We start from the raw sequence: 18556 nt of genomic DNA, 5'->3' as shown, positions 1-18556 counted from the left end.
GGAGCGTGATCCGTCCGCATGGACCTACGCGCCGCAACGGTCGAAGACGTCGACGCGGTCCGGTCGGTCGCCCGCGAGTCGCTCGTGGCGTCGTACGGACACGCCGTCGGCGAACAGCTGCTGGACGAGGCCGTCGAGGAGTGGTACGACGCCGACGACCTCGGGGACGACATCGACGACGACGACGCGGTGTTCCCGGTCGCCGCCGTCGACGGCGACGTGGTCGGGTTCGCGGAGAGCTACGTCGTCGGCCGCCGCGAGCGGGTCGGCGAGATCGACTGGCTCCACGTCCACCCCGACCACAGGGAGTCCGGCATCGGCTCCGCGCTCCTCGAACGGGTCGAGTCCGCGCTCCGGGATGCCGACGTGGACCGGATCGAGGCGCGCGTCCTCGCCGACAACGAGGCCGGCACGGCGTTCTACCAGCGAGAGGGGTACGAGCTCGCCGGCGAGCGCGACGTCGACATCGGCGGCGAGCCGTTCGCGGAACGGGAGTACCGGAAGCAGATCGGTCGCCTCACCGGCATCTCTGAGGCAATCTACGAGACGGACGACGGAGACCGGGTCCACGTCGCCTTCGACGAGAGCGAGCGCGGGTCGCTGGCGCCGTTCTACGTCGCCTACGTCGACGCGGACCACGAGCGCCGGTACGGCTACCTCTGCGGCAACTGCGAGGGAACGGACGTCGCGATCGACACGATGGACCGGATGGAGTGTCGCAACTGCGGCAACCGCCGGAAGCCGACGCGGTGGGACGCCGCGTACTGACACGCTCCGGCCCGCGGAGAACGTCGCTCCGCGCTACGCCGAGACCACTCTCTCAGAGCGTCTGTTTCACGCCGATGACCCGCTCCTCGGCCTCGCGGCCGGGGTCCCACTCGCTCCCGTCGCGGTCAGATTCGCGGTGTTCCTTCACGGTCCGTGCCATCGCTTCGTCGACCGGCGTCGACTCCCAGCCGAGGTCGGCGAGCGCGCAGGTGTCGAGCAGGTGCGGGTACTCGCGGTAGAGGACGAAGTCGTCGGCGTCGAGCCCGCCGGCCGCGAGCGCGTCGTCGCTCGCCGGGACGACCTCACAGTCGACGCCGGCGGCGTCGGCGATCGTCTCTAACGTCTCTCGTAGGGTGAGCGCGCGTCGGTCGCCGACGTTGTACGCCGCGCCCGGCTCGCCGCGCTCGGCGACGATCCGCAGCGCGCTCGCCACGTCCTCGACGTACGCCCGGTGCCAAAGGTTCTGTCCGTCGCCGGGGACGACCACGCGGTCGTGCGAGAGCACGCGGTCGATCCAGTAGTCGAGCCGCTCCGTGTAGTCGTGCGGCCCGTAGACGATACACGGGCGAACCGCCGTCGCGGACACGCCGTCCTCGGCGGCCGCGAACACCGCGCGGTCGCCCTCGGCCTTCCGATTGCCGTACGTCTCGTGGGCGTCGTCGGTGGCCTGCGCGTCGGTACACGGCTCCAGCGGCGTCTCGCCCTCCCGCTTGGGGATCTCCTCGGCCGCGTAACTGGATCCCGACGAGATGTACACGTAGCCGTCGACGTCGGCGAAGATCTCGGTCGCGGCCTCCACGTCGGCCGGCTGATAGGCGACGCAGTCTATCACGACGTCCGGTTCGACCGACAGCTTCGCGGCGCGCAGCGCGGTCTCGTCTTTCCGATCTCCCTCGACGTGAGTCACGCGGTCGTCGTCCACGAATGGGTTCTCGTGGTTCCCGCGGTTGAATATCGCGACCTCGTAGTCGTGTGCCAGCAGTTCCTCGACGGTGTGTCGCCCGATGAACCGCGTGCCGCCGACGACGAGCGCCGTGTCTGTCATACCCGAGATTCGATGAGCGAGGTGAAAAACGTGGCCGAACCGGAAGGCGACGGGCCGACTCAGTCGCCGCCGCGGGGCTCGTCGCCGCGCCACCGGCGATACAGGAGGTACGCGACGCCGAGGCCGATCCCCCAAGTGCCGACGCCCAACACCGCGAACGCGACCCCCGAGAGGAAATTTCCGATCGGAACGCCGAACATACCCGGGTTCGGCGCGTCCGCCACATAAACGCTCCGAGAGAGGGGTAGGTTCTCGGGGCGGGAACCCGTACGGGCGCTCATGACAGACCACACGCGTCGGCGACCCTGGCTCGCCGCCCTGCTCGCGCTCGTCGTCTCCGGGCTCGGTCACGCATACCTCCGCCGGTGGGCCCGCGCGTTCGGCTGGTACGTCGCGGTCACCGCCGTGGTCTTCGTGTTCGTCCCCGAGTCGGCGATCTCCGGCGTCCTCGCCGGCGAGCCCCCGCCGCTTCGGGACGTGGCCCCCGCCGCCGCGGTCGTCGGCGCGAGCGTCATCGACGCGTACGTCGTGGCGCTCCGCAACAACCGCGAACACGAGCGGGAACGCGACGCGGCCCGCTCGTCCGACGCCACGGAGCCGACCGCCGGCGGAACGGTCGACCGCCCGGCCGCGCCGTCAACGGAGACGACGAGCGACGAGACCGTGCGCTGTCCGGAGTGTGGCAAGGATACCGACCCGACCGTCGACTTCTGTCAGTGGTGCGCCGAGCCGCTCGGCGACGACGCTACGTGAGTGGATGAAAGAAAAAAGACCGGGCCGCGACCGACCTCAGAAGAGGTAGAACAGCGGGAAGACGAACACCCAGACGATGTCCACGAAGTGCCAGTAGAGGCCGAAGTACTCGATCGGCCGCTCGTCGTCGAGGTAGTGACCCTGGTAGGCCCTGACGAACAGGAAGATGGCTACCACCAACCCGAGTAGCACGTGGATCCCGTGGAGCCCGGTCGTGACGTAGTAGATCGACGCCTGGATCGGGTCACCATGAGCGTTCGCCGAGATGGTGACGCCCTTGTCGAAGACCTCGTGGTTCCACTCCCACATCTTGATCGCCATGAAGACGAACCCGAGCAGGATGGTCGACCCCAGCGACGCTAGCAGGCCCTGCCGGCTCTTCCGGCGGGCCGCGACCAGCGCTAAGATTACGGTGAACGAGGACGTGAGCAGCACGAAGGTGTTGATCAGTCCGGGTAGCGGGTCGGTCAGCGGCTCCCACGTCATCCAGCCCGCGTTGTAGCGGATGAAGATGGCCGCAGACAGCAGCGCGCCGAAGACGAGAACGTCGGACGCCAGAAAGAACCACATTCCCAACTTGACCTTCTCGACGCCGTTGAACGGCCACCGCTCGGCGAACTCGGTCGGCGGGGCGTAGAAGTCCTCAGTGCCCCACTTCACGCCGGTGTAGATGAGCCCGCCGATCCCGGCTAGGATCGCGGTCGGGTAGAGCAGGTTGGAGATGATGACATCGCTCTGGAGCGCTGTCTCGCCAAGCTCGACGGTGACGGAGTTGGCGAAGCCGGAGAGGCCGAACAGCAGGACTCCAAGGGCGAGCGACAGCGCGAACGGCCAGATGCTCGCGTGACTCGGATGTTTGTCCCAGTGAGCATATCTCGAGATGTGCGACGAGTGGGTGTTACCGCCGTCCGTGGCGACATCGCCGTCGTCGTCCGTCTTCATCGCGGGACCACCGTCGGGCACGTAATCCTTCACGAACTCCAGTTTTCCGGAAGCGTACGACGGTCGGTTCGGCCAGTTCTCAAGCGGTGGCGGCGAGGAGATCGCCCACTCCGCGGTCCGCGAGTAGTCCCACGGGTTGGCGCCGGCCGACTCGCCGGAGACGTAGGACTTCCCTAGGTTGTAGAACATGATGAAGAATGAGAACCCGAGCACGAACGCCCCGATCGTCCCGAACTGGTGGTAGATCTGGAACTCGGGATTGTACTCGAACACCCGGCGTGGGGTCTCCCAAGCGAGGAACATCGAGAAGTAGACGGCGTTGAAGCCGAGGAAGAACGTGGCGAAGTGGAGCTTTCCGAGGAACTCGTCGTACATCTTCCCGGTCACCTTCGGGAACCAGTAGTAGATTGCGCCGACGAGCGCCGTCGCCCCGCCGAACATCACGTAGTGGAAGTGCGCGACCACCCAGTAGGTGCCGCGGAACTCGTAGTCGAGTACGATAGCGCCGAGGAAGACGCCAGTAATCCCACCGAGGATGAACAACAGTAGCGCGCCGAACGCGAACAGGAACGGCGTCGTGAACTGGATCCGCCCCTTAATCAGCGTGTAGATCAGCGAGAAGACAATCAGGTCGAAGGGAAGCGAGATACCGATTGTCGTCGCCATCATCAGCGTCTTGATCTCCAGGTTGATCGTCGTCAAGAACATGTGGTGCATCCACACGAGGAACGACTGAACGGCGATCAAGCAGATGGAGATGATGACCCACTTGCGACCGACGAGGCGTCGGCCGGAGAACGTCTGGAACAGCTCCAGCATGACCCCGAGCGCCGGGAAGAAGACGATATACACCTCCGGATGGCCGAAGAACCACCAGAGATGGCTCCACAGCAGGGCCCCGCCCTCAGTTGCGGAGAAGTAGACGCTCCCAAGCACCCGGTCGGAGCCGAGGATCAACAGCGCACCGAGCAGCGCCGCGAACGCGAACAGCATCATCCACACGGTCGCGAGGATCGACCACGAGAACAGCGGCATGTCCATAATTCCCATCCCCTCAGCGCGGGAGTGATGGATGGACGTGAGGAAGTTCACCGTCGACGCGGTGACGCCGATAATGAACATTGTGAGCGCGAGGATCGCGCCGGTCGACCCGATACCGGGCGTGTACATCGGCACGTTGAGCGGCGCGTACATCGTCCAACCTGCGGTCAGCGTACCGCCTTGGAAGAAGCTGATCCCGAGCAGCGCGCCAGAGAACAGGTACATCCAGTAAGACAGCGCGTTCAGCCGCGGGAATGCAAGGTCGTCCGCGCCGATCTGAAGCGGGACGAAGTAGTTCGCGAACCCGAACGCGAACGGCGAAAGGAACCAGAACACCATTATCAACCCGTGCGCGGTGACGGCCTCGTTGTACGCCAGCCCAGAGAGGATCTGGCTCGTCGGATCCCACAGCTGGAGGCGGATGAGCAGCGCCATCACGCCGCCGAACAGCAGGAAGAACAGCGCTGTGATCGTGTATAGGATACCGATGTCTTTGTGATTGGTCGTGACTAGCCAGCGCTTGACGGAGGTCGTCGGCGGTAGTTCGCTCATGCGCTCACCCCGCTCTGTGTCACAGCTCCGAGCCCGGAGGCCTCGATACTGGCGCTTTCGGAGCCGTTTCCGGTATTATCGTACCACTCTTCCCACTCGTCTTCCGGAATGACGGTTATCTGTCCTTCCATTGCGGAGTGACCCGGACCGCACAGTTCGAAGCACTCGACGGGGTACGTCGCCTCACCGCCTTGCGCTGCGACGTCCTCGGAGCTCACTGAGAACCAGTTCTCGTTGTAGTCCCCGGGAATAGCGTCGGTCTTTATCCGCAAATCCGACGAGCCGAAGTTGTGCCAGACATCCCTTGAGGTCACATTAATATCGATTCGCTGGTCAGCGGGCACGATCAGCTCACCCCGTTCCGTGTGTCCGTTCGGGTACTCGTACGCCCACCCGTACTGGTAGCCTTCGACCATGATCTCGATGTCGCCCTCGTCGCCGGTGTCCGGTCCGTCCTCGACGTAGAGGAGTAGCCCGTACGAGTACACGACGAGGCTGATGACGACGATCGCGCTCAACCCGAACGAGAGGAAGAGCTTCTTCGCTTTCGGACCGCCCTGTCCCGTGGGGAGCTCGCCGACGACCGGCGCGTCGAACTCTTCGTCCGACCGGTTCCCGTCGTCGCGGTACTTGTACACGTTCCACAGCGTGTACGCCACGACGATGGTGCCGACGAGGGTGCCGAGCGCGAGGAAGACGAAGAAGATCTCGTCGAAGACCTCCGCCTGTGCGCGCCAGTCACTCCCCTGTTGTAGGATAACTGGATCTATCATGTTCGTCTGTCTGCCCTTGTACCTCCCTTGGCGATGGTACACTTATCTCTTGTGTAGCGGGCCGGGCGATCGGACGAGAGAGGCAGCGATTCAGGCACCCGAGCGGAGCCGGAGCCGCTCCGCCGACGAACCCGGCGACGGTCGAGCGGGACGCGCAGCGAACGGCACGGGCGCACGTGTCGGAACGCCGGGAACTCGCGCGTCGAAGGGTATTTGTACGCGCGAACGGAGGCCCTAACAACGGATATCCATGACATCACTAACCCTCTTGAGTACGGGGCTGATGGGCCTCCTCGTCGTCGCCACCTTCGTCGCGGTCGCCGAGATCGGCGCGAAGCGAGCGGCGCCCGGTCGCGACGGCGACGGCGGTAGCTACGAGGCGATCGTCGAGACGCTCGGCGACATCGCCCGGACGCCAGTCGTGTGGGCGATCTCGTTCGTGGGCGTCACCGTCCTCTTCGGCGGCAGCATCATCCTCGGCGTCGGGAGCTTCGGTATCCCAGAGGGGCTCGCCGGCACCCTAGTGAACGTCGCGTACCTGATCGTCGGGCTGCTCCTCGTTGGCTTCGTCTTCCTCGGCGCGTACTTCGCGACGCGGAGCCGCGGACTCGGAAACGCGCACGGCGTCGCCGCCGGCACCCTCGCGACCGGCGCCGCGTTCCTCGTCCTCGTCACGGTCCAGCTTCTCGTCGGCGTCGTCGGCTGATCGACGGGAAACGCGTTCTCTCCCCGGCGAAACCCTTCGACCGTCAGCGCCCGCTCTCGGCGCCGGAACCGCGGAGCCCGTCGTCGAGCCCGAGCCCGACGCGCGAGCCGTACCGGTCCCACACGACGACGAGGGACGGCACGAGCAGGATCGAACAGAGGTAGGCGTAGAACACGCCCAGCGCGAGCAGGACGCCGAAGTCGCGAAGCAGGGGGATCACCGCGAGCCACAGGACGCCAAGCCCGGAGACCGTGGTGAGCATGCTGCCTGTGAGCGCGCCGCCGGTCCCGGCGATGGTGACGTCGAGCGCCTCGTCGATCGGGAGCCCCTCTTGATACTCGTCGACGAACCGGTGGACGAAGTGGACGGTGTAGTCCACCCCGAGCCCGATCGACACCGAGAGGATGGGGGCGTTGATCGGCGTCAGCGGGATGTCGAACAGCCGCATCGACCCGATGAGCAGCCCGACGGTGACGAGGACGGGAACGAGGTTCAGGAAGCCGTAGACGGCCTTCCCCTCCAAGTACGCGTACGACAGCGCCAAGAACAGCGCCGTGAGCCCGAAGGCGGCGAACAGGCTCCGGATCGCCGACTCGGTCAGCAGGTCGATCACGGCCTCGTTGACCACGAGGGAGCCGGTCGGCACCGCTTCGAGCGGCGTGCGCTCGGCGAGGTCGCGCACGTCGGCGACCGCCTCGGAGTCGTCGACGCCAGGTTTGATCGTGAAGTCGACGCGCGCGCTGCCGCGGTCGGCCGCCACGTATCCTCGGGCGCGGCTCTCCGCGGAGGAGTCCAAGAGCGCGTCGTACACCTCGTCGACGTTGCGGTCGGGCACGCCGTTCCCGAGGCGGTCGTTGCGCTCTACCAACGCCGCGAACTCGGGGTCACGCGACGCGCGGTCGTCGATCACGGTGACGACGCTCGTCGCCTGCGCGCGGCGCTCGTCGGTCGTCGCGAAGGTCTCCGGCGGGTTCCGCGCGGTCCGGTCGATCAGTTCCAGGGCGTCGTCGTCTCTCACCGACTGGTCGATGTACAGCGTCACCGACCCCACAAAGTCCTGTTCGAACTCCTCCTCGAACAGCGTCAGCACGTCGAGGAACGTGTAGTCGGTCGGCGCGAACGGCTCTGGCAGCTCCGCGTACGTCTCCAACCGGTCTTGATCCGGGAAGAAGGCCTCCTGCGAGAACTCCGTGTCCACGCCGGAGCCGTAGGCGCCGCCGGCGGCGCCGCCGAGGAGGAGGAGCACGACGACCGCGACCGGAGCGATCCGCGAGAGGTCGACGCCGACGCGGAGGACGCGCGCGATCCGCGAGCCGCCGGTGCCGAGCGCGCTCGTGCCGAACTCCGGGATCGGGAGCCCCTCGCGCCACCGGTCAGAGAACACCTTCGCGGCCGGGAGGAAGACGCCGAAGATGATCAGCGTGAATGTGATCCCGGCGGCCGCGACGATCCCGAAGTCGCGGTTGGGGTCGAACGGGCTCGCGACGTTGGAGACGAGCCCGAACACGGTGGTGATCGTCACCAGCAGGAAGGCGATGAGCAGCTGGTCGGTCGTGGTCCGCATCGACCGCTCGATCCCAGCCCCGGTCGCCCGCTCCTCGCGGTAGCGGTTGACGATGTGGATGCCGAAGTCGATCCCGACCGCGAGCAGGAGCGGAAACACCGTCACGAGCGAGTTGGAGAAGGGGATCCCGGCGTACCCCATGAACCCGAACGTCCACAGGAGCGACATGAGCAGTGCTGACAGCCCGATCGCCATGTCGAACGGGTCGCGGTACGAGAAGATCAGGAATCCGACGATCAGGATGAGCGCCGCCGGGAAGACGATGATCGCGGTGTCGGTCAACAGCGCGGTTATCTCGGACTGGAGGACGCCGTCGCCGAAGAGGATCGCGTTCTCGCCGGCGACGTTGCCCGGGACGGAGTCGACGACGTCGACGCTGCGGGTCTGGAGCTCCGTCACCCGCGCCGTCGTCGCCGACGCCGGAAGGTCGTACGTGATCCCCACGATCGCGGTGTCGGCCGCCTGCGCGGTGGGGTTGTAGTCGACGGACACCTGCGCCGCGATCGCGCCCGTCGCGTCGGCGTCGGCGATGGCGGCCCGCAGTTCGGCGGGCGTCGCCTCGGCCACGGCGTCGCGTCGCTCGGCAGCGCTCGCGGCGGTCGAGTCCAGCTGTCGGGCGACCGCGTCGGCGTGGCTCGACGTCGACGCGACCCGGAGCGTCGACCGCGACTCCAGCCGGTGTTGGGTCTCCAAGGTTCGTAGCAGCGCGTCGCGAGAGAGGACGTTGTCGTCGGAGACGATCACCTGCGCGGAGGTGGCGGAGCCGCCGATCGACGTCTCGAACTCCTCGTCGATGTCGTCGAGCGCCCGCTGTGCGGGGATGTCCTGCGTGAACTGGTCCGTGCCGGCGTTCGTCTCGATGCCGGTCAGACCGCCCGCGAACGCGGCGGTCACGAGGATGAAAACCGCGATGACCGCCAGCGGCCGCTCCGTGACGACGCGGTCGATCTCCTCGATCAGCCGGTCGACGGCGGTCACGGTCGCCCCGCTGTCCGACGTTCACTCGTCGGCGACGGAAGGCTGGCCGACGGGGAGCGAAGGCGGTGGCGCTCCGTCACGCGAACGGTGGCGTGTCCCCTCATCGGATCACCGCCGTCGGTACCAGACGGCGCCGCCGGCCGCGGCGACGACGAGCAGGGCGGCGACGGCGATCAGGCCGACGGGGCGCCCGCCGTCGTCGACGGCGGCGGTCACCGTGACCGGGACCTGCGTGATGTCGGAGATGCGGTCGTTGCCCCGCTCGTCCTCGTACCGGAAGTCGAGCTCGATCGGGTGGTCCTCGACGCTCGCCCCCGAAGCGGCGGACACCTCGAACCAGGTCTCAGCGGACTCGCCGGGTTCGAGCTCGTCGACGAACGCCTCGTCGTTGACCGCCGTCAGCGGGCTGTCGGCGTAGAGTCCGGCGTTGATCGAGGAGAGCGTCTCCGGCCGCCGGTTCGTGATCGTGGCGTTGATTCGCCGGGTCTCGCCCGCCGTGACGGTGGCGTTCTCGACGGCCAGTTCGAACTCGGGCTGCCGGGGCGCCACCTCGACGCGGCGGGTCTTCTCGACCGAGAGCGTCGCGTCGCCGCTGTCGTACTCGGTGGTGAACCGGAACTGTCGGGGGCCGGGGTCGGCGCTCCCGCTCACGTCGGCGTCGAAGGTGAAGGTCGCCGACTCGCCGGCCGGGATCGTCGGGAGCGCGTACCGGCTCTCGCCGAGGCTCACGCGGTTACTCCCGGAGTCCGCGACGAGGACGGCGTTCTCGACGTCGAGCGGGCCCTCGTTCGTGATCGTGCCGGAGACCGTGCCGGAGTACCCGACTTCGAGCGTGCCGGAGACGTTGCGCAGCGCGAACGACTGCTCACGGATCGGAACGACGCCGGCGCGGGCGGCCGCCGCGGTCGCGTCGATTCCGTTCGGGTCGCGGTAGTCGACGGTCGAGGAGAGCGCGTAGGCGCCGCCGGGGAACGACTCCGCCACGGAGGAGTCGAACGTCACCGTCCGGTTCTCGCCGGGCGCCCAGTCGCCGACGAACGCCTGCCCGCCGCCCTGCCCGAGGGTGACGCCGGGCGCGGTCGTGGTGCCGGAGACGACCGCGTCGCGCGCGGTCTCGTCGCCGACGTTCGACAGCGTGACGGCCACGTCGCCGCTGCCGCCGACCTGCGCGTCGGTGTCGGTCTCGATGACCGCGAAGCGGGCGCCGTCGTCGACGACGATGGTCAGGTCGAAGTCCTCGATCCCGCGGCGGTCCTTGTGGTCGTTGAACTCGGGGATGATCTCGAAGGTGTACCGGTAGCGGGCCGTCGCCTCGACCTCGTACCGGCCGTCGGGCACGTCGTCGGGCACCGTCACGTCGAGCGGCACGGAGACCGGGCTCGCGGCGGTCCGAACGTCTCCGACCGGGATCTTGCCGTCCTCTACGTCGATCGGCACGCCGCCGTCGTCGATCTCGAGGGTGAGCCCGCGAGCGGTGGTGACGCGGGAGTCAAGCTGGTTGCCGATCGACATCTCGCCGGTGTTGACGATGTCGATCGTGAGGGTCGACTCGGCGCCGCTCGGAACCGTCCGCTGGGTGGCGAACAGTTCCAGCACGGGCGACCCGCGGACCTGTCTAGGGGTCGGATTCGACTCCGTCTGCGCGACGGTGCCGTCGGCGGTCGGACCGTCGACTCCCGACAACGCGGCGACGTCGCCGCCGGACGGCGCGCCCGCGCTCGGCGCCGCGGCGCCGGCGAGCGAGACGCCGACGAGCAGTGCGCTCGCCGCGACGACGGCGAGCGCGGCCGTCGCGAGCCGCGTCGGCCGGCTCATCGGTCACCTCCGCCGTCGCTTGGGGTGCGTTTGGTCGCGAACGGCGACCGGTCGTACCGCGGCGGAGCGTGACGAGTCATAGGTTCCTGTCAGTCGCCATCGACATAAGCGTGTTGAATGAACGTTCAATCAGGGCCGATATATAGTCGGCGCCAGTATCCAGAACATGGACGGACCGTTCGCGGAGCCGACGAACACGCGGGAAGCGATCCTCGGCGCGGCGTTCCGCGCGCTCCGGAAGCACGGGTACGCGAGCGTCACGATCCAGCGGATCGGCGACGAGTTCGACAAGAGCCCGTCGCTGGTGTACCACCACTACGACGGCAAAGACGACCTGCTCGTCGACCTCATGGGGTTCCTGCTCGACGAGTTCGAGGCCTCGATTTCCGACAGCGGCGACCCCCCGCCCGTCAGCGGCGGCGACTCGCAGCCGGTCGACGAGTCGGCTCCGAGCGCGAACAGCGACGGCGCCGAGGCGCCTCCGGAGCGCTCGGCCCGGGACGAGCTCGACATCTACCTCACGGCAGCGGTCGATCCCGCGTCCCTCGACGGCGCCTACGCACCGGACGCGCAGTTCGTCACGGTGATGACGGAGCTCCGCGCGCAGGCCGCGAACGACGAGGCGTACCGCGAGCACTTCGACCGCAGCGACCGGGTCTTCGGCGAGTACCTAGAGCGGCTCGTCCGCGAGGCCGCGGCCGAGACGGAGGCGCCCGACGGGCACGCAGCGGGAGCCAGCCCACCATCGGTACCTGTTGAGGAGGTCGTCGCGACCCTCCAGACGTTCGCGACCGGGGGGATGTTCCGCTGGACGACGACCAACGGGGGAGCCTGGGTCGACGACTCCCGCGCCGGGATCGACGGGTACCTCGAACGGGTCCTGCCGCTGGTGGAGACGGACGAAGCGGACTGAGTTCGCTCTCGGCGGCGACTGGCCTCGTTTCCGGCGGCTGCCGGGAGGAAGGGGACCGGTTCAGCGGTCGGTGACGCCGTCGGCGTCCATCCTGGAGACCTCCTCTTCGAGCCACTCGCGGAGCCACTTCACGCGTTTGATCCGCTGGTGGGCGATGCTCTCGGCGGTGTCGGAGACGACGCGGTCGGTATGGTCGTGCGCTCGCTGGAGCACCCGGTCGACCATCTTCGCGGAGTCCATGTGCGTGCGCGACTCGTACCCCATGCGCAACAGCATGAGGACCGCGCCGTTGGCGCCGACCTTGTCGAGCACGTCGGCCTCGATCAGACACCGGCTCTCGAGGGGCACGTCGTCGAGGTCGCCGGTGTACGAGTGGTCGACGACCGCCCCGCACACCTCCTCGATGAACGACTCGGGGTAGTTGCCGCGGCTCTGGAGGTACTCGCGGGTGACGCGCGCGCCGGCCTCCGCGTGGACGTCCTGCTCCGCCTCCAGCTTGGCGACGTCGTGAAAGACGGCCGCGACGCGGACCACGTCCACGTCGGCGCCCTCCGCCTCGGCGATCTCTGTCGCGAGGTCGACGACGTTGAGGATGTGGTTGAACCGGTACGACGCCGAGTGCCAGGGGTACCAGCGCATGCGCCCGCCGTCGTCCTCGCTCTCGACGCTGGCCGCGAGGTAGTCGCGGACGAAGCCTTTCATCTCCTCGAAATCCTCGTCGCTCACCTCCGTTTCCTTAATTTCGACGCCCACCGGGACCACCTCGGGCGAAAAGATCGTGATTCATTACCGTAGGCGAGGAGCGTTTCGGTCTTAGGCGTTACGACGGAGTCTTCGGGCGCGAGACGGCCGTCGCTAGCGGCCGCCTTCCGGCGATGCGGCGAGCGTTGACGCGACGCGAGACGCTTAACAGGGTCGCGGGCGCACCGACTGCTATGTTGAGTCCCTTCGGGAACGACGACCGCGCTCGGTTTCAGCGGGCCGCGGCGGTGAACGTCGCGGGCAACGCGGCGAAGATAGCCGTCGTGGGCGCGACGGGGCTCGCGTTCAACAGCGTGGCGCTGCTGGCCGACGCCGCACACTCCGTCGCCGACCTCGTCGCCAGCGCGGTCGTGTTCGTCTGGGGGGGATCGCGGTACGAGAGCGCGGACGAGACGCACCCGCACGGCCACCAGCGGATCGAGCCGCTGACGGCGCTGTTCGTCGGCGCGACGGTGGCGGTCCTCGGGCTGCTCCTGTTGCGCGAGTCCGTGCTCGGGTTCGTCGGCCCGGTGGAGGTGCGGGCGAGCCTCCTCCTCGTCGGGGCGCTGCTGTTCGCGATGGCGGACATGTACCTGCTGTATCGGTACACGGAACTGGTGAACGCCGACCTGGGCTCGACGGCGCTCGCCGCCCTCGCGGTCGACTGTCTCAACGACATCTACACCACGATCGCCGCCCTGGTCGGCGTGTTCGGCGTGTTCCTGAACGTGCCCGTTCTCGATCCCGTCGCCGGCGCGCTCGTCAGCCTCCTCGTCGTCTACCAGGGGATCGAGATCGGCCGCGAGAACGTCACGTACCTCGTCGGGGGCGCGCCGCCGCCGGGCGACCGCGAGCGCGTGGTCGCCGCCCTCCGCGACAACCCCGCCGTCGAGGGCGTCCACGACCTGACCGTGTTCTACGACGGAACCGACCTGGAGGTCGAGGTCCACGTCGAGGTCGACGGGGAGATGACGCTCCGAGAGGCCCACAGCGTGGAGACGGAGCTCGTCACGACCCTGCGCGGACTGGAGGACGTCGGCGACGTCCACGTCCACCTCGATCCGTCCGGCCTCGGCGAGTGGAAGGACGCGCCGGAGGCGCCCGACTCCGCGGCCGATCGCGGGGACGACGCCGGCCCGCGAGAGTGACCGTCGGCGGGGGTCCGAAACCGCCGGTGTCGTGCGGGTTTTGCCCCCTCGTCACGTACAGATCGGTATGCTTGGTCGCCGCTGGCTGGAGATGACGTGGCGGGACGGACTGTTCGCACACTGGCCCGTCGACCCGTCGACCGTCGCCGCGGCGCTGCCCGACGGGCTCTCGGTCGCGACTCACGACGGCGACGCGTACCTCGGCGTCGTCCCGTTCGTGATGGAGGACATCCGTCCGCGCGGGGTCCCGCGAGGGCTGTCGTTCCCCGAACTCAACCTCCGGACCTACGTCGAGGGGCCGAACGGTCCCGGCGTCTACTTCCACAGCCTCGACGCCGACGATCGTCTCGGCGTCGCGGTCGCCCGCGGGCTGTTCCGGCTCCCGTACTACCGCGCCGAGACCGACGTTCGGGGCACCGCGGCGAGCGGCGGCGCGGGGCAGGGAGGCGTCGACGCGGACGCGCGCGACGCCGTCCGCTTCGCGAGCCGTCGCGTCCACGAGGGCGTCCCGCACGCGCGGTTCGACGCGACCTACGCGCCGGCCGGCGAGGCGTTCACCCCGGATATCGGGTCGCTGCCGGCGTTTTTACTGGAGAACTACCGGTTCTACACCGCGGGAGAGAGCGGGCGGCTGTACGTGGGCAAGATCGAACACGACCCGTGGACGCTGCGGCCGGCCGAGGCGGATATCCGGGCGAACACGCTGTTCGCGGCGAACGGCTTCGAGGCCCCCGACGGCGACCCGATCCTCCACTACGCCGAGCCGATCGCGGTCACCGCCGACCGGATCAGGCGGGCCTGACGCCGAGCGGAGCGTCCGCGGCCGGAAGCGACCGCGACCAGCCGGCTACGGGAACAGCCCGCGGTACTCGTGGGCCTTCGCGGTGCGCTCCAAGGCGAGCGTGTAGGCGGCGGTCCGCAGGTCGGGGAGCTCCTTCGTGTCGTACTGTTCGACGGTCTTGTCGAAGGCGCTCCCGATGCGCCGCTCAAGCTCGGCGTTAACCGTCTCCAGCGGCCACGAGAACTCCTGCGCGTTCTGGACCCATTCCAGGTAGGAGACGATGACGCCGCCCGCGTTCGCGAGGATGTCCGGCACGACTTGGATGTCGCGCTCGGTGAGCGCCTTGTCGGCCGCGACGGTCGTCGGGCCGTTCGCCGCCTCGACGACCGCCGACGCACGGAGGTCGTCGACGTTGTCGGCGGTGATCACGCCCTCGACGGCGGCCGGGATGAGCACGTCGACGTCGAGCGTGAGCAGCTCCGCGTTGGTGATCTGGTCGGGGTCGTCCCAGCGGGAGTCGGCGGTGCTCGCGCCGCCGCGGATCTCGCCCGCGACATACTCCTCGACCAGTCCGCCGGCGTCGACGTGCGCGCCGAGCGCGGCCACGTCGAGCCCGTCGGGGTCGTAGGCCGCGCCCGACACGTCCGAGGTGGCGACCACGTTGGCGCCCCCCTCGTCGAGGAGTCGGGCCGCGTTCGACCCGACGTTCCCGAACCCCTGAATCGCGATCGTCGCGTCCGACAGGTCGCGGTCGAGGTACTCGAAGAGCCGCTCCGTGACGAGCGAGACGCCGCGACCGGTCGCCTCCACGCGACCCGGCGTTCCGCCGATCTCAAGCGGCTTCCCGGTGACGACCTGCGGGACGGAGTACCCCTCGTACATCGAGTAGGTGTCCATCATCCACGCCATCGTCTGCGGGTTCGTGTTCATGTCCGGCGCGGGCACGTCGATCTCGGGACCGATCATCCGACGGATCCCCTCGGTGTACCGCCGGGTGAGCCGTTCGAGGTCGCGTTCGGTGAGGTCTTTCGGTTCGCAGATCACGCCGCCTTTGGCGCCTCCGTACGGGAGGTCGACCAGGGCAGTCTTCCACGTCATCCACCCGGCGAGCGCCTCGACCTCTCGCTGCGTGACCGTCGGGTGGAACCGAACGCCGCCCTTGAACGGCCCGCGGGCGCTGTCGAACTGACAGCGGTACCCCTCGAACACCTCGACCTCCCCGGACTCCAGCTCCACCGGGAGCGTCACCTTCAGCGTGCGTTCCGGGTGCTTGAGCCGCTCGAACACCCCGTGGTCCACGTCTGCGTACTCCTCGGCGCGGTCCATCTGGGCGAGCATGTTCTCGAACGGATCGTCGGCCATGGCGACCACGACTCGATCGTTCGTGATATTGGTTTCGGCAAGTTTCTCCTTTGATAGATGATAACAATCACGGCAATCGACGCCCGCGGATCGGCGCTCGCACGTCGAAGCCTTCCGGCCATGTCCGACCGGACTTATACGTCGGGGGGAACAAGCCGCGGACATGACACACGGACACGCGACGGGGGACCGTCGATGACGGCACAGACGCTCCATCCCCGAGTCCAGGTCGTGTGGGTCCTCCGCGCGGTGCTGCTGTCTGCGCTCGTCACCGCTCCCTTCGTCGGCGGCGCGTACTTCGAGTACCTCCCGCGGTGGGCACCGGTCGCCGTCGGGGGGGTCGTCCTGACGCTCACCGTCGCCCACGCGCTGTTGCGGTACCGACGCTGGAGCTACGAGATCCGCGAGGACGCGATCTACCTCGACCGCGGGGTGGTCACGCAGGTCCGGACGACGGTGCCGCTGGTGCGGATCCAACACGTCGACTCCCGCCGCGGCCCGGTCGAACGGACGGTCGGGCTCGCCTCCTGCGTGGTGTACACCGCCGGATCGCGGGGCGCGGACGTGCGGATCCCGGGACTCACGCCGGACGGCGCGAGCGACCTCCGCGAGGAGTTGAAGCGGCTGGCGATCCGCGCCGACGGGGAGGACGCGGTGTGAAGCTGGCGCCGCAGTCGGTCCCGTACCGCGCGCTCCAGAAGGCGGCCGGGACCGCCGTCGCGCTGTTCGTGATCGTGAACAGCGGCGGCTTCGGGCTCCCGTTGGCGGTCGGCGGGGGCGCCGCCATCCTCCTCGTCACGTTCGCCTACGAGGTCGCGTACTACCGCCGGTTCGAGTACGTCCTCACCGAGGACACGCTCGACATTTCCTCCGGCGTCATCTCGCGACGCGAGCGAGAGATCCCGTACCGGCGGATCCAGAACGTCGACGTGAGCCGCGGCGTGATTCAGCGGGCGATCGGCGTCGCCGCGGTCGACTTAGAGACCGCCGGCGGCTCCAGCACCGAGGGGTCGATCCGCTTCGTCACGCCCGACGAGGCGACGCGGCTCCAGCGCGAAGTCCAGCGCCGGAAGTCCGGACGCGCCAGCCGAGACGACGACGCCGAGGCGTCGGGGACCGACGCCGACGCGGTCGACCCCGGTGGAGACGACGCGTTCGGCCCCGACGAGGAAGTGTTGTTCGCCATCTCGCCCGGCGAGCTCGCCATGGTCGGCGCGCTGTCGTTCGACGGGCGCCTGATCGGGCTGCTGGCGTTCCTCAGCTCCGGGTCGTTCCCGGTGCTGTCGAGCTTCCTGCCGGAGACCTCGGCCGCCGCGCTGACCGCGACCGCGATCGTCGGGGTCGCGGCCCTCTTCATCGCGTCGTGGCTCATCGGCGCGGGCGTCGCCTTCTCGAACTACTACGGGTTCCGGCTCTCGCGGGCCGGCGACGAGCTGCGCTACGAACGCGGGCTGTTCCGGCGATACAGCGGGTCGATCCCGACGGAGAAGATCCAGGCGCTGCGGATCACCGACAACCCCGCCAAGCGCGCGCTCGGCTACGCGAGCCTCTCTATCGAGACGGCGGGATACGCCCCCGGACAGGGGAGCGAGTCGGGCAACCAGTCCGCCGTCCCGATCGCCGCCACCGACCGCGTCTACCGGCTCGCACACGAGGTCGAGTCGTTCGGGACGCCGGAGTTCAACCGCCCGCCGAAGCGGATCCGCTGGCGGTACGTCATCCGGTACACGCTGATCGTCGGCGTCCTCACCGGGATCGCGTACGGCGTGAACTGGTACGTGTCGCCGTCGATCCCCTGGTACGGGGCGGCCGCCCTCCTCCTCGCCGTCCCGCCCGCGGCGCACCTGAAGTGGAAACACCGCGGCTACTGGGTCGGCGAGGACCACCTGCTCACGCGGAACGGGTTCTGGAGCCGGACCGTCGCCGTCGTCCCGTACTACCGGATCCAGAACGTGATCGACAGCCGGACCGTGTTCCAGCGCCGGTGGGGCGTGGCGACGATCGTCGCCGACACGGCGGGCACCGGTTCGCTGACCGGCAGCGACGCGGCCGCCGTCGACTTCGAGGTCGGCGAGGCCGAGGCGCTGAAGCAGACCCTCACCGAGCGCCTCGCGACCGCCGTCGCGGCCCGCCGAAGCGACGGGGCCGACTCCTTCGAATGGCTCGACGGCGACGACGGGGGAGAGGACGGAGTCGACGAGACGGACGGAAGCGTCGGGAGTCGCACAGAGGAGGGGAAGCCCGCCGAAGACGAGGAGCCCCCTGGAGGCGAGAAGCCCGCGGGAGACGAGAGGGGCGGCGTCGACGAGGGTGGCGTAGGGAGCGAGGACGCCGGCGACGAACCCGACGACGACGTGGTCGCCGACGCCGAGGCGGACGACGTTGCGAGCGAGGCGTCGTCCGAGGAGGACCTCGATATCCCCGAGGACGGCGTCGTCCGGCCCGACTTCTCGCCGAGCGATCGCGATTACTCGGAGCCCGCGGAGCGGATCGACACCGGAGAGTACGCGGTCGACCAGAACCCGTCGGACGCCGACGTGGCGCACGGGCCGGGATCCGGCGAGGAGCGCGAGGCAGACGGAGACGCGGCGGACGGCGATCGCGACATCGCGGACGGCGACCGCGACGGGGAGGGCGAGACTCCAGACGACCGCTGAGGGGCGTGGCCCGCGCG

Annotated in this window: 16 protein-coding genes; 8 read left to right on the top strand and 8 right to left on the bottom strand. The window is 68.6% G+C overall.

Annotation, left to right across the window (positions count from 1 at the left end; translation table 11 throughout):
• Positions 1–18: 18 nt before the first annotated feature.
• Positions 19–768 carry a GNAT family N-acetyltransferase gene (locus EO776_RS05990; RefSeq protein WP_049929911.1) on the top strand — a complete coding sequence of 250 codons (750 nt, stop codon included), beginning with the start codon at positions 19–21 and terminating at the stop codon, positions 766–768.
• 52 nt (positions 769–820) lie between these two features.
• Here EO776_RS05990 and EO776_RS05985 read toward each other — a convergent pair whose 3' ends face one another.
• Together EO776_RS05985 and EO776_RS18910 are read right to left on the bottom strand one after the other, a co-directional pair.
• The gene (locus EO776_RS05985) at positions 821–1813 is read right to left on the bottom strand and encodes an NAD-dependent epimerase/dehydratase family protein (protein WP_094519548.1); all 993 of its coding nucleotides are present in this window, start codon (positions 1811–1813) and stop codon (positions 821–823) included.
• Positions 1814–1872: 59 nt separating this feature from the next.
• Positions 1873–2013, bottom strand: a complete 141-nt coding sequence (locus EO776_RS18910; RefSeq protein WP_176454920.1) for a hypothetical protein — start codon at positions 2011–2013, stop codon at positions 1873–1875.
• Between the two features lie 79 nt (positions 2014–2092).
• On the opposite strand from EO776_RS18910, the gene EO776_RS05980 reads away from it, so the two are divergent.
• Positions 2093–2566, top strand: a complete 474-nt coding sequence (locus EO776_RS05980; RefSeq protein ID WP_094519549.1) for a DUF7575 domain-containing protein — start codon at positions 2093–2095, stop codon at positions 2564–2566.
• A gap of 36 nt (positions 2567–2602) precedes the next feature.
• Here the strand turns inward: EO776_RS05980 and EO776_RS05975 are convergent, their stop codons facing one another.
• Positions 2603–5101 carry a cbb3-type cytochrome c oxidase subunit I gene (locus EO776_RS05975; protein ID WP_094519550.1) on the bottom strand — a complete coding sequence of 833 codons (2499 nt, stop codon included), beginning with the start codon at positions 5099–5101 and terminating at the stop codon, positions 2603–2605.
• Positions 5098–5874: a cytochrome c oxidase subunit II gene (gene coxB, locus EO776_RS05970; protein WP_094519551.1), complete on the bottom strand. Its 777-nt coding sequence runs from the start codon at positions 5872–5874 to the stop codon at positions 5098–5100. The genes EO776_RS05975 and coxB overlap by 4 nt, the downstream gene beginning before the upstream one ends.
• Positions 5875–6157: 283 nt before the next feature.
• Between coxB and EO776_RS05965 the strand changes: the two genes are divergently transcribed.
• Positions 6158–6580 (top strand): hypothetical protein, encoded by a 423-nt coding sequence (locus EO776_RS05965; RefSeq protein WP_086215967.1) that lies wholly within the window; start codon positions 6158–6160, stop codon positions 6578–6580.
• A 43-nt stretch (positions 6581–6623) separates the two neighbouring features.
• On the opposite strand, the gene EO776_RS05960 is transcribed toward EO776_RS05965, so the two are convergent.
• Together EO776_RS05960 and EO776_RS05955 are read right to left on the bottom strand one after the other, a co-directional pair.
• Complete coding sequence (locus EO776_RS05960) at positions 6624–9122, bottom strand: efflux RND transporter permease subunit (protein ID WP_086215966.1); 2499 nt, start codon at positions 9120–9122, stop codon at positions 6624–6626.
• Between the two features lie 108 nt (positions 9123–9230).
• The gene (locus EO776_RS05955; RefSeq protein ID WP_094519552.1) at positions 9231–10937 is read right to left on the bottom strand and encodes a COG1361 S-layer family protein; all 1707 of its coding nucleotides are present in this window, start codon (positions 10935–10937) and stop codon (positions 9231–9233) included.
• 166 nt (positions 10938–11103) lie between these two features.
• Between EO776_RS05955 and EO776_RS05950 the strand changes: the two genes are divergently transcribed.
• A complete protein-coding gene (locus EO776_RS05950) occupies positions 11104–11850 on the top strand; it encodes a TetR/AcrR family transcriptional regulator (protein WP_049929925.1) in 747 nt (248 codons plus the stop codon).
• Positions 11851–11910: 60 nt separating this feature from the next.
• Here EO776_RS05950 and EO776_RS05945 read toward each other — a convergent pair whose 3' ends face one another.
• Positions 11911–12612: an HD domain-containing protein gene (locus tag EO776_RS05945; protein WP_086215963.1), complete on the bottom strand. Its 702-nt coding sequence runs from the start codon at positions 12610–12612 to the stop codon at positions 11911–11913.
• Between the two features lie 173 nt (positions 12613–12785).
• Here EO776_RS05945 and EO776_RS05940 point away from each other — a divergent pair, with 173 nt between their 5' ends.
• Both EO776_RS05940 and EO776_RS05935 read left to right on the top strand, forming a co-directional pair.
• Complete coding sequence (locus EO776_RS05940) at positions 12786–13739, top strand: cation diffusion facilitator family transporter (protein ID WP_049929928.1); 954 nt, start codon at positions 12786–12788, stop codon at positions 13737–13739.
• 67 nt (positions 13740–13806) lie between these two features.
• Positions 13807–14541, top strand: coding sequence for a YqjF family protein (locus EO776_RS05935; protein ID WP_049929930.1), 735 nt, complete (start codon positions 13807–13809; stop codon positions 14539–14541).
• 45 nt (positions 14542–14586) lie between these two features.
• On the opposite strand, the gene EO776_RS05930 is transcribed toward EO776_RS05935, so the two are convergent.
• Positions 14587–15882 carry a Glu/Leu/Phe/Val family dehydrogenase gene (locus EO776_RS05930; RefSeq protein WP_049929931.1) on the bottom strand — a complete coding sequence of 432 codons (1296 nt, stop codon included), beginning with the start codon at positions 15880–15882 and terminating at the stop codon, positions 14587–14589.
• A gap of 195 nt (positions 15883–16077) precedes the next feature.
• Here EO776_RS05930 and EO776_RS05925 point away from each other — a divergent pair, with 195 nt between their 5' ends.
• Both EO776_RS05925 and EO776_RS05920 read left to right on the top strand, forming a co-directional pair.
• Complete coding sequence (locus EO776_RS05925) at positions 16078–16542, top strand: PH domain-containing protein (protein ID WP_049929933.1); 465 nt, start codon at positions 16078–16080, stop codon at positions 16540–16542.
• Positions 16539–18539 (top strand): PH domain-containing protein, encoded by a 2001-nt coding sequence (locus EO776_RS05920; RefSeq protein WP_094583092.1) that lies wholly within the window; start codon positions 16539–16541, stop codon positions 18537–18539. The genes EO776_RS05925 and EO776_RS05920 overlap by 4 nt, the downstream gene beginning before the upstream one ends.
• Positions 18540–18556 lie beyond the last annotated feature (17 nt).

Origin of the sequence: Halorubrum ezzemoulense (assembly GCF_004126515.1) — an archaeon.
Taxonomy (GTDB): domain Archaea; phylum Halobacteriota; class Halobacteria; order Halobacteriales; family Haloferacaceae; genus Halorubrum; species Halorubrum ezzemoulense.
The sequence above is the reverse complement of the archived record's forward strand: the minus strand, read 5'-3'. Positions and strand labels throughout refer to the sequence as shown.

Excerpts from the sequence above, each read along its gene's own strand:
- EO776_RS05955 (WP_094519552.1), bottom strand. The coding sequence starts at position 10,937 with ATGAGCCGGCCGACGCGGCTCGCGACGGCCGCGCTCGCCGTCGTCGCG.
- EO776_RS05940 (WP_049929928.1), top strand. The coding sequence starts at position 12,786 with ATGTTGAGTCCCTTCGGGAACGACGACCGCGCTCGGTTTCAGCGGGCC.
- coxB (WP_094519551.1), bottom strand. The coding sequence starts at position 5,874 with ATGATAGATCCAGTTATCCTACAACAGGGGAGTGACTGGCGCGCACAG.
- EO776_RS05950 (WP_049929925.1), top strand. The coding sequence starts at position 11,104 with ATGGACGGACCGTTCGCGGAGCCGACGAACACGCGGGAAGCGATCCTC.
- EO776_RS05965 (WP_086215967.1), top strand. The coding sequence starts at position 6,158 with ATGGGCCTCCTCGTCGTCGCCACCTTCGTCGCGGTCGCCGAGATCGGC.
- EO776_RS05980 (WP_094519549.1), top strand. The coding sequence starts at position 2,093 with ATGACAGACCACACGCGTCGGCGACCCTGGCTCGCCGCCCTGCTCGCG.
- EO776_RS05990 (WP_049929911.1), top strand. The coding sequence starts at position 19 with ATGGACCTACGCGCCGCAACGGTCGAAGACGTCGACGCGGTCCGGTCG.
- EO776_RS05935 (WP_049929930.1), top strand. The coding sequence starts at position 13,807 with ATGCTTGGTCGCCGCTGGCTGGAGATGACGTGGCGGGACGGACTGTTC.
- EO776_RS05930 (WP_049929931.1), bottom strand. The coding sequence starts at position 15,882 with ATGGCCGACGATCCGTTCGAGAACATGCTCGCCCAGATGGACCGCGCC.
- EO776_RS05975 (WP_094519550.1), bottom strand. The coding sequence starts at position 5,101 with ATGAGCGAACTACCGCCGACGACCTCCGTCAAGCGCTGGCTAGTCACG.
- EO776_RS18910 (WP_176454920.1), bottom strand. The coding sequence starts at position 2,013 with ATGTTCGGCGTTCCGATCGGAAATTTCCTCTCGGGGGTCGCGTTCGCG.
- EO776_RS05985 (WP_094519548.1), bottom strand. The coding sequence starts at position 1,813 with ATGACAGACACGGCGCTCGTCGTCGGCGGCACGCGGTTCATCGGGCGA.
- EO776_RS05925 (WP_049929933.1), top strand. The coding sequence starts at position 16,078 with ATGACGGCACAGACGCTCCATCCCCGAGTCCAGGTCGTGTGGGTCCTC.